This window comes from Aequorivita capsosiphonis DSM 23843, from assembly GCF_000429125.1.
In the GTDB taxonomy this organism is placed as follows: Bacteria; Bacteroidota; Bacteroidia; order Flavobacteriales; family Flavobacteriaceae; genus Aequorivita; species Aequorivita capsosiphonis.
This window is the reverse complement of record NZ_AUBG01000006.1, coordinates 1-12,268: the sequence shown is the minus strand read 5'-3', so window position 1 is coordinate 12,268 and position 12,268 is coordinate 1. Positions and strand designations below refer to the sequence as shown.

Sequence of the window (12,268 nt, the reverse complement as noted above, 5' to 3'; positions counted from 1 at the left end):
AATTACAGAAATAATCTATTGTATCTTTTAATAATAGCTATGCGATTAAACTTTTACGCAAATACGCACCTATAAACTTCTTTCTTATGAAAAAACTTTTTCTTCTAGCATTTTTAACGCTCACGTTAAATGCAGTTTCCCAAACCGAAACCACGGACAAAAAAGCGATTCTATCTGTCTTAACTGCACAAGAAAAAGCTTGGAATCAATTTGATCTTGAAGGATATATGCAAGGCTACTGGAAGAGCGATTCCTTAAAATTCTACGGCAGAGGCGGCCTTGCAAAAGGTTGGCAAAAAACGCTTGACAACTATAAGAAAGGATATCCCTCAAAAGAATATACCGGAACCTTAGAATTTACCGTCGATGCAATTACGAAGATTGAAGAAAACTCCTATCACGTAATGGGTCAATATCATCTCATTAGAAGTGCGGGTGATGTAAATGGTGTTTTCTTGATTATTTTCAAAAAAATTGATGGCGATTGGCGCATAATCGCAGATATGAGCTGTTAATTCCCTTTTATCCGTTTCCAAAGATCTGAGAGAAGTCTTTTACCTTCGCTTCTATCTTTGGGCTCTTCGGTAACAACTAAGCCATCTTCTTTTTTGTCAAGCCGAAAACTAAAAGCATATTTTTCAACGCTCTGGTCCACACTCATCATTCCAAAACGAAGATCGTTTAGATAAACTCCATCTTCTTTTTCCGAAATAGTGTACCAACCTTGGGTAATTTTTATAAGCCGCTGCACTTTGTCTTCATTCACTAAATCTCCAAGCGCTTCGTGATTTTTTGGATGTGGAAAAAACTGAATTGGCTTGGTATCAAAAAAAGAATAGTCGCCAATTAAAAAAGCATCTTTGGTTTCCACGTTTGCCGTCCATAAAATTGTATTCAACGGGCTAGGTTTGGTTTGCAACTCCAGATAAGCAATGTCTTGATCTTTTAAAGCATTTTCAAACTTAAAATATGTAATTCCCTTGAGTATTAAAGTTAACACCATATAAGCGCTACTCACAATTAAACCAAGGTTATTGAATCTTCGCCGTTTGATACTTCCTCGTTTCTGGAGCATCGCCAAAATCAAGAAAATTAAAAACGGTACGGTATAAAGTGGATCAATTACAAAGATGTTTTTATACGCCAACCGAAGATCTAGTGGCCAAAAGAGCTGCGTTCCCCAAGTGGTATGCGCATCGAGCAACGGATGCGTCACGAAACAAAGGAACCAAAACCAAAACCATTCCTTCAAACTTGCACGTTTATCCCAAAGTGCAAGCAGCCAAGCGAAAAGAAATCCAAAAACTACCGAAAAAACGATGGAATGTGTAAATCCGCGATGGATTTCCAATGCAGAAACGGTGCCGGTAAAATAGCTTGAAATTACATCCAAATCTGGAATGGTTCCCGCAATCGCGCCCAAAACCATTGCTTTATTTCCAATCTTCTTTCCTAAAACTGCTTCCCCAACGGCAGCACCTAAAACAATTTGTGTTACTGAATCCATTTTCGCAATCTAATCAACTATTTCCATTTTCTTCAACAAAAAAGAAGCGTTCATATTCTGGCAGATTCCCGGCTTAAAAGTATAGTCGAAAAAGAGTTCGCCATTTTCAATGCGTGCATCAAAGAAATAGTTTTTTACTTCTGGCAATTCTTCGGCGGCAACACACAGGCTTAAATCGTGGGTGGCGATAATTCCTGTGGAATTACTAGCTACCAACTTTTCAACAAATTTGCGGGAGCCGATAGCTTTATCGGTACTGTTTGTTCCTTTTAGAATTTCATCAAGGATTATAAAATAACGATCGGTTTTTATTTCGTCAACAATAAATTTTAAGCGTTTTAATTCACTGAAAAAGTAGGATTCATCGTCGGTCAAGCTATCTGTTGTCCGCATACTGGTGATGAGCTTTATCGGGTTGTATTCCGCTTTTTCCGCACAAACGGGTAATCCGATATTTCCCATTACAATTTGAAGCGATACAGTTCTTAGGAAAGTACTTTTCCCCGCCATATTCGCGCCGGTAACAATGAAGAATTCTTCTGAATTAATCTGGATATCATTGCGAATCATTGTCGAGTCATTCAATAGCGGATGTCCCGCACCTTTTACTTTTAGAACAGGATGTCTATCATTAATTTCTGGGAAAATATAGTTGGGATGGTTAAAATTGAAATTACCCAAACTGCTATATGAGTCAAAAAATGTAATGACGTCAAACCACATTGGCACACTTTCTTTATGTTCTTCAATCCAGCGCTCAATATTGTAGCTCTGGCGTAGATCTCGTAACATAAATCCGTTTGCGATTACGCCAATTAGCATATTGCTTCGCTGATCTAAGGCATCCAAATGTTTGGCGAATTTCCTTAAAATTGCAGAAGCATTTACTGATGAATTAACAATAAGATTCTTTTTTTGGGAAAGTAATTCCGAAGAGAATTCCTGAGTTTCAATCTCTAAAATAAGTTTATGAAATTGCTCAAAAGTGCTCTGTATTTTTCCTGTGTGGGAGGAAAGATCATTTACCTTTTTTAAATATTTCGCTGAAATTGCCAGCCCCAAAAAGAACCAGCCACCAATTGCATAACCCGAAACTAAATCGAGATAGTTCAATACAATCAAGCCTAAGGAAATGATTGAAAAAATAGGCGCAACCAACTTGATCCATTTCGGTACAAAAATTTTATAATCTTTCAGCCAACTGGTAACTTCCGTTGCGGAAACCTCTGTTTTAACCAAGGAAGCAATTGCCGAAAACCGCTGCCTCCATTTTGGCATTTCAGACAATTCCTTTATCGCTTCTTGTTTTTCTGGGATAGAATCGATTTTATTTTCTGTAAAAAGTTTCGCCAAGAAATCGGAACCACTTTCCAAAGCAGTCCTATTTAGATACTGAAAGAAAGAACCGCGACCAAACAGATCAATATCCTGACTGTAAAAATGGAGCGGATCACTATACTTTTCGCCGGCAGGCAAATGATGGAAAACACGACTTAAAACTTCCAGTTCAGTTTCATTTTGTGCTATCAAGGCTTTCTCTAGATCACGTTTATGTTGCAATTCGCTGTGTTTTGTAACCAAATAAATGAAGACTGCTATTGCGACAACGATAATGGGGAGTATCACTTTTATGTTTCCGAAGAAAAAATAAACACCAAAGCAAGCCACCAAAAAAACCAGCAGTCTAAGCGTGCTGGAAAAAGCGAGTTTATGCTTTAAGTTTTTTAATTCCGCTGAATGGGTTTCTATTTGTTGCTTGTAAAAATCTGAAGGTTTATTCATTATCTTTTTGTTGAAACCTAACAGGTCTTCCTCCTACGCTAAAAAAGCTTCGGCGGACAAGTTCCGATCTGTTAGGTTTACATTTTATCCAGTTCGGTTTGTAATTTTTTGGTAAGACTTTTTACTACTAGATCATAAGAATGATCTACTAATTCAGTGAGCAATTTGGGTGATAAATTTCTTTCCAATTCCACGGTATTCCAGTGTTTTTTATTCATATGATAACCAGGAACTATCAAGCCATCGTATTCTTCTCGCAGTTCAATTGCGCGTTCTGGATCACACTTTAAGTTGGCCGTTGCAGGATGAGTATCTAAACCTGCCAGCGCAAATATTTTATCCATTACCTTAAAAACCAGGGTTTGTTCGCCAAAGGGGAAAGATTCGGTGACGCCTTTTTTGGCAATGCAATATTCTCTGAATTGTTCTATGTTCATACTATTGTATTTAGACCTACAAGGAGCCCGCTGAAAATGCGGGGAACACCTTGCAGGAAGGCAAAAAATTTTGGGGTTTGGTATTTATTTTTTCAACTTTGGGGTTTCCTCTGCAGCGTATAAAGCCGAATAATCCAGTTTCCAATTAATAGTTTGCACCAAAGTTTCCATAAGCTGAATGGTTTCCAAAGCCTGTTTTGAGGCTTCATTAAACAAGCCGGTTTCTGGAATTTTATCTACTATATGTTTTTTGGCTTCTTGGTTTATGTCCGTTAAATCGCTCGCAGTAAAAGGATTTGCCCAACCTTCACGTTTGTCATAATATTTAAAATCAGTTTCAATGGTAAGTAATTCGGGTTGTGGAAAATTAGTTAAGGTTATGGTTCTATTTTTTGTATCGGCATGCATTTTCACCTTAGTAAGATCGAAGCCAATATGTGCTTTTGCTTCAATTAGAACAAGCGCTTTCTTTTTTCCTAACACTAAATTGAGCCATTTGTCTTTTACATTTTCGTAGTAGAAGATTTCAGAAAAATCACCTTCCACAGTAATGAATTTGCAGACGCTGCGGATTTTCTCCATTAAAATAACGGACTGCGTACTGACCTTTTCTTTTTTTCCACCGCCAAAACGAGCGAAAACAAAGTAAGCCACCACAGCGCCCACGGCTAAACCTATAAACAGATATTCCATAACATTATTTTCCTATACTTCCCAAATGCGTGTTCTTAAAACTATCCGGATATTTTAATCCATATCCAAAAATTCTGTCCATTGCAGCGTGGGAAAACAAAATTACACCTATTAAAATTAACAATGAATTATCGAAGTAAAAACCTATCAAGCCAATAAATATGGCCACGGCTTTGTGATGAAAAATATTGTAGGTGAAAGCACCGATTTTTGTATTAATCAAATATCCAATCGCACCAATATCTGGAGTTAGAATTAACACCAGAAACCACCACCAGACATAGTCGAGTTGTGAAAAGAGAACAATCCCCAAAATAAATTGGGCTAATTCTTCAATTTTTAATGTTGTTTGCATTTTTAGATTATTTTATATAAAACCGGCTTACTAGGCGAGGCATCGTTGTGAAACGAAGCCATCTGTAAATTTAAAAGATAACTTCCATCGCTAATTGAATCTGGAACATAAATCAATTCAGTAATTGTGCAATCTTGGCGTGGGTTTTCTGGATAATTCCAAAATGTCTTGTGCGCCAAAAGTTTCCCTTCGTCTTTTTCCTTGTCAACTGAAGGTAAATCTATTAGCAAGTGTTTCACTCCTATTTTACGTAGAAACAAAGCTGCTTTTTCGTGAAGAAACGGCCAATTGGTATTAGACCAATGCTTTGATTTTTTAACAGAATTATTAGGAAGTGTTCTGATAATAATAGCTTCGGGAGTCTTTCCATCTAATACTTTTTTGATGCTTTCTTCGGAAATAACTCCATCATCACCCACTTTTTCAGGTTTTACGGAAATCACTTCGGCTAAAAAAAAGAAGGTTTTTAAGGCGTCATTTACGGAGTGAAATTCTTCTGAAATATGTCCAAAACATTCGGTATGCGTGCCGTGAGCGTGCGGATTGAAAAATATATTATTGAAATTAACCGATGCACCTTCCGAAACTTTGGCTGTCCAATCATCCATTTTCACTGGTTCGATTTTCGGTTCGCTTAGATACCAAGCCAACGGATTTTCTTCGGAAGCACGTAATGGAATTGAAATATCCAAAGGTTTGGAAAGATCAACTTTTATAGTTTGATTGTTAATTTCAATTGTAGTTTTCATTTCTTAAAATTTCAATTATTTAAACCTCACAGGTTTGATTGCTTCGTTTCTCACAATGACTGAGGTCTAATTTACGCTAAACCATAAACAAATCGGAAGCAATCCCATCACTCAAAAACTTGCCTTTTTTTGAAACTTTCAAGGTTAGGTTTTCTAGGATTAGCAATTCATTTTGCAAAGGGTTTTCAGCCTGTTTTAAAAGGTATTCAGAATACGTTATTCCGAATTCACTTTCAACTTTTTCCAAAGACACACCTTTTTTGGTGCGTAAGCCGGTCATTATATATTCGTTGTATTTATCTTCAATTGAAAGGGTTTCACTTTTAGAAGGTAATATGCCTGCTTCAATACTTTTGATATATTTTGTATTGTTTGAAACATTCCAACTTCGGGATTTTCCGTCATATCCGTGTGCTGAGGGACCAATGCCCAAATAGGGTTTACCTTCCCAATAAGCGGTATTATTCCTGGAATGGAAACCTGTCTTGCCAAAATTTGAAAATTCGTAATTATCCAAACCGGCTTTTTCAGTTTCCTCCACTAAAATCTCATAATGTTGTTTGGAGATGTCTTCATCAACAGGCGGCACGATTCCCTTATCGATGAATTTCTTTAAAGCAGTTCTTGGCTCAACGGTTAAAGCATAACACGATAGATGAGGCACATTCAAGCTGAGAGCAATTTCAAGGTTTTTCTTCCAACGTTCATTCGTCATTCCCGGAATTCCATAAATTAAATCGATGCTGATGTTTTCAAAATATTTCTTTGCTTCCTTTATACATTCCAAAGCTTCTGTGGCATTGTGGGCGCGGTTCATTAGCTTTAAATCTTCTTGAAAAAAGGATTGAATTCCGATGCTGAGGCGGTTAATAGGTGAATTCGCTAATTCCTGAATTAGAGTAGGTGTTAAATCGTCTGGATTTGCTTCAATGGTAATTTCTGGAGTTTTAGAAACGCTATAATTCTTATAAATAGCATCAAAAATCTGCTGCAATTCTTCCGAAGAAAGTAAACTGGGCGTACCACCCCCCAAATAAATAGTTTCTACTTTTCCACCTATCTCATCTTTCCGAAGCATTAGTTCTTTGCAGAGCGCATTGACCAATTCTCCTTTTTTCTTTAATGAAGTTGAAAAATGAAAATCGCAGTAATGACACGCCTGTTTACAAAAGGGAATATGGATGTAAAGCGATGCTTCTGCAGTGTTAATAATCCTTTTGTCCAATTTATTTTCTATCATTTAAAAATTACTTCAGAAGAAGATAAGCCATTTTCAAAACCGTTAAACAGTTGCAAAATAGCGCTCAATCTTTTTATAAGTTCAAAATTACTTATATTTTTACCTCTAAGCGTATTTCTAGATGAAATAGCGCTATTTAAAAATTTTAAAAAAATCAGAATTTTCGATGCATAAATATTTCAGTTTACTCTTCCTTTTATTTTTTTCGAACACTTTATTAATAGCCCAAGAAAAACAGGACAAACTAAAAGTAGGCTATGCCGGGTCGGCACCATTTGTGATGCATAGCGAAAAAGAGGAAGGTATTGTTATAGATATCTGGAAAGAAATTGCTTTCGGAATTAACAGAAATTATAATTTAATAGAGTATAAATCCGTGGCAGATGGTATAAAAGCAATTGACAATAAAGAACTGGATATTCTTATTGGGCCAATCACAATAAACTCTTCCAGAGCGGCTTTGGTCAATTTCTCACAACCTTACTATAACACGGAACTCGCTATTTTAGCGCCAGTGGTGAAAACTAGTTTTTGGGGTAAAATAAAACCGTTTATGTCTACAACATTTTTATATGCGGTAATAGGGCTATTGTTTATATTAACCTTTGTAGGCTTTTTGTTTTGGGCGGTTGAGGGTAGAAAGTATCCTGAAGAATATGGCCAAGGCGTTGTTAAGGGCACAGCTTCGGGAGTTTGGTTGGCCGTCGTAACAATGACTACCGTAGGTTATGGTGATTTGGCACCACGGAGTGCTGCAGGAAGATTTATATTGGGCGCTTGGATGATAACTTCATTGATTTTAGCGACTTCTTTTGTGGCTGGAATTGCTACAACATTTTCAAAAAGCACAAGCGACGATAAAACAATTACTGGGCTTACACATTTAGAAAACAAAAAAGTAGCCGTTCCCAATTACAAAAAGATCATCGATAAAGTAAGAGACGTGGGCGGATCTCCAGTTGCAGTTGGAGACGTTTCAGAGGGCTACCAAATGTTATTGGACAAGAAAGTTGACGCCGTTATTTATGATGCAATCCCATTGGAATATATTTTTGAAGATGATAAAAAAGATGATTTTGTATTGAGTAAAAAAAGAATTGAGCCTCAATATTACGGTTTTCTCTTTCCTATTGGAAGCGATTTAAAAAGGAAAGTGGATCTCCAAATAATAAATCTACAGGAGAACCAGGAAATTACCCATATTGTGGAAGATTGGATTTCTAGGAATTAGAAAGCCCCCTTCCCCCAAAGGAGGAGAATAAACCTCGTTTTTTTAAAATTGATCAACAGTTCACTGCCAACTGCAACTCCCGATAGCTATCGGGACTGCTACTTTTTTATTTAACGCGGTCTTCATTCTGCTTAACAAAAGCTGCCCAACCTGTGTAGTTTTTGCCAACTTCAACTTTCCCCATATTGTAGAAGTGACAAACCGCAGCTGCAAGTCCATCCGTGCTGTCTAGATTTTTGGGCAGTTCTTTTAGACCTAAGAGACTTTGTAGCATTTTGGCTACTTGTTCCTTAGTTGCATTTCCGTTTCCAGTGATGGCCATTTTTATTTTTTTGGGCGAATATTCCGTTATAGGAATCTCTCGTGAAAGTCCGGCAGCCATTGCAACTCCCTGCGCCCGACCGAGTTTTAACATAGACTGAACGTTTTTTCCAAAGAAAGGTGCTTCAATTGCAATTTCGTCTGGATTATGGGTGTCAATAAGCTCAATGGTACGTTCAAAAATGAGCTTCAATTTCAAATAATGATCGTCATACTTTTTAAGTTGAAGTTCGTTCAACTGCAGAAACTGCATTTTCTTTCCTATTACTTTAATCAACCCAAAACCCATAATAGTGGTTCCGGGATCGATTCCTAAAATGATTTTCTCTGTTTTCATCTATGGTGTAAAATAACGAATATAATTTTACTAAAGTTCGTTTTAAAGCAAGTCATTTTATTGTCTTTATTAATTAGCAAGACTCTTTTTTCGATTTGCTAAGTCGCTTCCTACCACGATTATAGTATTCTAAAATCTTGAAAATTGGTCTAAAAATTATGCTATTCTTTATATTTGTATAATCTATTCTCTTTGAAAATAAAAAAACTGCACTCGCGGTATATAATGAAAAGTAGCAACATCTTCAGAAAAGGAATTCCCGTTTCAGTCTCATTAGACGATACCATGGAGCGTGAAGGTTCTTTATCTGGAAACCAAAACAATAAAAAAAGAATCTTTACAATCGCTTGTTTGGCTGTTGTAGTTGCTATTTGCATCAGTTTTATTGCCAAATTCTTAGTCCATCTAATTAGCCTAATTACAAATATTTCCTTTTTTGGAAATTTCTCTATGGAGCATACAAGCCCGGGAGATAATTATCTGGGGCTTCTGGTGATTATTGTTCCGGCTATTGGTGGTTTGATTGTGGGTCTTATGGCTTATTATGGTTCTAAAGCTATCCGTGGGCATGGGATTCCAGAAGCTATGGAACAAATACTGACCAACCAAAGTAAAATAAATCCTGCCATTACCTATTTAAAGCCAATTTCGTCTGCCATATCCATTGGTACCGGTGGTCCTTTTGGTGCGGAGGGTCCTATTATTGCCACGGGGGGCGCTTTAGGATCCACTTTGGGGCAACTGCTTCGTATTACCGATAACGAACGAAAGATTTTATTGGCAGCCGGTGCCACGGCCGGGATGGCTGCTATCTTTGGAAGTCCTGTGGCTGCAATCTTTCTGGCCATTGAATTGCTACTTTTTGAATTTTCCCCACGATCCTTTATCCCCGTTGCGTTGGCTTGTATCACGGGAGCCGCTGGACATCACTTTTTGTTTGGGCCACAGGTTGTCTTTCCTATTGAATTTGCAATACAATTTCCCTCAAACACTGCTCTTTTTGTTTATAGCCTGATGGGGATTGTCATTGGTTTATTGTCCGTACTTGCCACAAAAATAGTTTATCTCATTGAAGATGGTTTTGAAAAACTTCCGGTTCATTGGGCTTGGTGGCCTGCCATTGGTGGACTGGGAGTAGGCTTAGTGGGTTATTTCTCGCCTCGAACTCTGGGTGTGGGTTATGACAATATTATTGATGTACTTTCTGGAACAATGACTCTGAAAGTCCTTCTTTCGCTTTGTATTTTGAAATTTATTTCGTGGGCCATTGCTTTGGGTAGCGGTACATCGGGCGGTACACTTGCCCCATTAATGACAATTGGTGGGGCTGCCGGAGCTCTAATTGGAATTCAGATAATTCAATGGTTTCCAAATTCAGGTGTCGTCCTTCCCCTTGCAGCCTTGGTTGGTATGTCCGCTATGTTTGCCGGTTCGTCTCGTGCCTTCCTTACCTCCATCGTCTTTGCACTTGAAACCACTGGGCAATCCAATGCCTTGTTACCTTTATTGGCTGCCTGCACCGCTGCATATTTTGTGTCTTATTTTATTATGGAAAACACTATAATGACTGAAAAAATGGCGCGCAGAGGTGTCTCAACTCCACTTTCCTATGTGCCTGATGCGTTGGAAAAATTGAGAGTGGAACAAGTCTTGGACGATAGTGGAATAATTATCGGCGAAGAAAACACCATTCAAGAAGTCCGCGAATGGCTCAGCCAAGAGGAAGACTATCAACCTGATTACTTCGTTGTTTCCAACATTGCCGGAGAATACAAAGGAATTTTAAGCTCCTCAAAACTGTTGAGCAAAAATCATATCCAGGAAAACCAAGTAGGAACCTTAACCACTCATAGCAACATACACATAAAAACCACCGACACATTGCGAACTGCAGTTGAAACAATGGCAAGAGAAAATATAGATGTGCTACCTGTAATCTCTAACAAAAATAAAGAAATAATTGGCGTTCTATCCTACCGCGATATCCTTGCAACCTATAAATATAGCTTGGAGGAACATCTTAAAAAACACCCCAATGTTTCTTTAAAACGAAGAGGATTAAAAATAGTTTTAAGAGGAAAAAAGCTAAGAACCTATTTACGAGGTAAATAGAAATATAAGGGCTTTACATCTCTAAAAATTTCTAAAGTTATGCGAGACTATCCATCTAGGTTTTCTACTTAAACTGAACTAACGTGTCTGCTAGTCAGGAAATAATACAGAATTTCAATATAACATATAAAAATCTAATCGTATTATGTAAAATGGCGTAATTTTAATAGTCGCTTGGCCATAAGCTGTCTGCTAAAGTTGTTACTTTTGTTTAAATTTAGATTTTGTGGTAAAAATTAAGATAGAAATCTTAAGCGTATAATCTTAAAGAAATTCCCGTCTTACAAAACCCTATCTGATACTACTTAAAAAAGTAATCCCAAAAAATAGGAACAACCTTATAGCAAGCATTTTTAATGAACAAACCTTTTCGTTTTAAAGAATTTACGATTGAACAAGATCGTTGCGCAATGAAAATTGGAACTGATGGAGTTTTGCTAGGAGCTTGGGTTTCTTTAGAAAAAAATCCTTTTGCAATTTTGGATATTGGTGCTGGCACAGGAATTATAGCTTTGCAATTAGCCCAACGTTCCAATGCCGAAATGATCGATGCCCTTGAAATTGAAGAAAATGCCTTTGAACAATGTGTTGACAATTTTGAAAACTCACCTTGGGGCGATCGTCTTTTTTGCTATCACGCTTCTTTGGAAGAATTTATTGAGGAAATTGATGATAAATACGATCTTATAATTTCGAATCCTCCATTCTACTCTGAAGATTACAAAACCTCCAATGACTCTCGTGATATTGCTCGTTTTAACGATGCATTACCATTTGATGAATTAATTGATAGCGCTTCACGATTACTTTCAGACGAAGGAATTTTTGCAGTTATCATTCCACGGAAAGAAGAAGAGCGTTTTATAAAAATGGCTTCGGAAGTAAACATGTTTCCAAACAGAATTTGCAGGGTTCGGGGGAATGATGCATCTGAAGAAAAAAGAAGCATACTAGAATTTTCGTTTGAAAAGACACCTACAAAAATTGAAAATCTAACCATCGAAACTTCACGTCACGATTTTACCGAAGATTACCAAAATCTAGTAAAAGATTTTTATTTGAAGATGTAGTTCGCATCTATTTATCTGCTAACTGATTGTTAAGCTGAATACAGCCTTGCTTTATCCCACTCATTAAATATCTAGTTATATTTAATTGAACATACACATCAATTTATCCCAGGACAGTTACATTGATACGGTTCCCCCCTTCCGCCAAAGTCATAGCCCAGGGTAATCTGGTGGTAGCCGCCGTTATCGAACCTTACGTTGCCGCTCTGGTAGGAATAGGTATAGGCAAACAAAAAGTTCTTGTAGTTGATGCCCAGCACCGGGGTAATGTAATTAAGCTTCTGCCCCTTGGTCTCCATCCCGCTGCGATATTCGGCGCCGTCCAGGCTCCTTCGGTAGGAAAGCCCGCCCCAGAGCTCTCCGAAGTCCATTTTCCGATAGGCCTTAAAGTTGATGTCCACCGCCTGTTCCCCCATTCGTTCGCTCCACTGGAA

The 12,268-nt window shown here is 37.6% G+C and carries 13 protein-coding genes; 4 read left to right on the top strand and 9 right to left on the bottom strand.

The window, feature by feature from the left end; translation table 11 throughout:
- Positions 1-86 precede the first annotated feature (86 nt).
- Positions 87-515 (top strand): YybH family protein, encoded by a 429-nt coding sequence (locus G440_RS0104540; protein WP_026450217.1) that lies wholly within the window; start codon positions 87-89, stop codon positions 513-515.
- On the opposite strand, the gene G440_RS0104535 is transcribed toward G440_RS0104540, so the two are convergent.
- From G440_RS0104535 to hemW, 7 genes are all read right to left on the bottom strand, one after another.
- Entirely contained in the window at positions 512-1,507 is a 996-nt protein-coding gene (locus G440_RS0104535) for a metal-dependent hydrolase (RefSeq protein ID WP_026450216.1), read from the bottom strand. The genes G440_RS0104540 and G440_RS0104535 overlap by 4 nt on opposite strands.
- Positions 1,508-1,516: 9 nt before the next feature.
- A complete protein-coding gene (locus G440_RS0104530; RefSeq protein ID WP_026450215.1) occupies positions 1,517-3,289 on the bottom strand; it encodes a MutS-related protein in 1,773 nt (590 codons plus the stop codon).
- A 77-nt stretch (positions 3,290-3,366) separates the two neighbouring features.
- Positions 3,367-3,726 carry an MmcQ/YjbR family DNA-binding protein gene (locus tag G440_RS0104525; RefSeq protein WP_026450214.1) on the bottom strand — a complete coding sequence of 120 codons (360 nt, stop codon included), beginning with the start codon at positions 3,724-3,726 and terminating at the stop codon, positions 3,367-3,369.
- 84 nt (positions 3,727-3,810) lie between these two features.
- On the bottom strand, positions 3,811-4,419 hold the full coding sequence (locus G440_RS0104520; protein WP_026450213.1) for a DUF4230 domain-containing protein: 609 nt from the start codon (positions 4,417-4,419) through the stop codon (positions 3,811-3,813).
- A gap of 4 nt (positions 4,420-4,423) precedes the next feature.
- Positions 4,424-4,774, bottom strand: a complete 351-nt coding sequence (locus G440_RS0104515; protein ID WP_026450212.1) for a DUF4260 domain-containing protein — start codon at positions 4,772-4,774, stop codon at positions 4,424-4,426.
- Positions 4,775-4,776: 2 nt separating this feature from the next.
- Positions 4,777-5,523, bottom strand: a complete 747-nt coding sequence (locus G440_RS0104510; RefSeq protein WP_026450211.1) for a cyclase family protein — start codon at positions 5,521-5,523, stop codon at positions 4,777-4,779.
- A 76-nt stretch (positions 5,524-5,599) separates the two neighbouring features.
- Entirely contained in the window at positions 5,600-6,763 is a 1,164-nt protein-coding gene (gene hemW, locus G440_RS0104505) for a radical SAM family heme chaperone HemW (protein ID WP_051285151.1), read from the bottom strand.
- Between the two features lie 166 nt (positions 6,764-6,929).
- On the opposite strand from hemW, the gene G440_RS0104500 reads away from it, so the two are divergent.
- Positions 6,930-7,994: a transporter substrate-binding domain-containing protein gene (locus tag G440_RS0104500; RefSeq protein WP_026450209.1), complete on the top strand. Its 1,065-nt coding sequence runs from the start codon at positions 6,930-6,932 to the stop codon at positions 7,992-7,994.
- Positions 7,995-8,100: 106 nt separating this feature from the next.
- Here G440_RS0104500 and ruvC read toward each other — a convergent pair whose 3' ends face one another.
- Complete coding sequence (ruvC, locus tag G440_RS0104495) at positions 8,101-8,652, bottom strand: crossover junction endodeoxyribonuclease RuvC (RefSeq protein WP_026450208.1); 552 nt, start codon at positions 8,650-8,652, stop codon at positions 8,101-8,103.
- Positions 8,653-8,844: 192 nt separating this feature from the next.
- Between ruvC and G440_RS0104490 the strand changes: the two genes are divergently transcribed.
- Positions 8,845-10,764, top strand: a complete 1,920-nt coding sequence (locus G440_RS0104490; RefSeq protein ID WP_211228190.1) for a chloride channel protein — start codon at positions 8,845-8,847, stop codon at positions 10,762-10,764.
- Positions 10,765-11,120: 356 nt separating this feature from the next.
- Positions 11,121-11,834 carry a tRNA1(Val) (adenine(37)-N6)-methyltransferase gene (locus tag G440_RS0104485; RefSeq protein ID WP_026450206.1) on the top strand — a complete coding sequence of 238 codons (714 nt, stop codon included), beginning with the start codon at positions 11,121-11,123 and terminating at the stop codon, positions 11,832-11,834.
- Positions 11,835-11,932: 98 nt separating this feature from the next.
- Here the strand turns inward: G440_RS0104485 and G440_RS20920 are convergent.
- The coding region (locus G440_RS20920; RefSeq protein ID WP_157417857.1) for a type IX secretion system membrane protein PorP/SprF at positions 11,933-12,268 on the bottom strand (336 nt) is incomplete at its 5' end.

Excerpts from the sequence above, each read along its gene's own strand:
- G440_RS0104540 (WP_026450217.1), top strand. The coding sequence starts at position 87 with ATGAAAAAACTTTTTCTTCTAGCATTTTTAACGCTCACGTTAAATGCA.
- G440_RS0104535 (WP_026450216.1), bottom strand. The coding sequence starts at position 1,507 with ATGGATTCAGTAACACAAATTGTTTTAGGTGCTGCCGTTGGGGAAGCA.
- G440_RS0104530 (WP_026450215.1), bottom strand. The coding sequence starts at position 3,289 with ATGAATAAACCTTCAGATTTTTACAAGCAACAAATAGAAACCCATTCA.
- G440_RS0104525 (WP_026450214.1), bottom strand. The coding sequence starts at position 3,726 with ATGAACATAGAACAATTCAGAGAATATTGCATTGCCAAAAAAGGCGTC.
- G440_RS0104520 (WP_026450213.1), bottom strand. The coding sequence starts at position 4,419 with ATGGAATATCTGTTTATAGGTTTAGCCGTGGGCGCTGTGGTGGCTTAC.
- G440_RS0104515 (WP_026450212.1), bottom strand. The coding sequence starts at position 4,774 with ATGCAAACAACATTAAAAATTGAAGAATTAGCCCAATTTATTTTGGGG.
- G440_RS0104510 (WP_026450211.1), bottom strand. The coding sequence starts at position 5,523 with ATGAAAACTACAATTGAAATTAACAATCAAACTATAAAAGTTGATCTT.
- hemW (WP_051285151.1), bottom strand. The coding sequence starts at position 6,763 with ATGATAGAAAATAAATTGGACAAAAGGATTATTAACACTGCAGAAGCA.
- G440_RS0104500 (WP_026450209.1), top strand. The coding sequence starts at position 6,930 with ATGCATAAATATTTCAGTTTACTCTTCCTTTTATTTTTTTCGAACACT.
- ruvC (WP_026450208.1), bottom strand. The coding sequence starts at position 8,652 with ATGAAAACAGAGAAAATCATTTTAGGAATCGATCCCGGAACCACTATT.
- G440_RS0104485 (WP_026450206.1), top strand. The coding sequence starts at position 11,121 with ATGAACAAACCTTTTCGTTTTAAAGAATTTACGATTGAACAAGATCGT.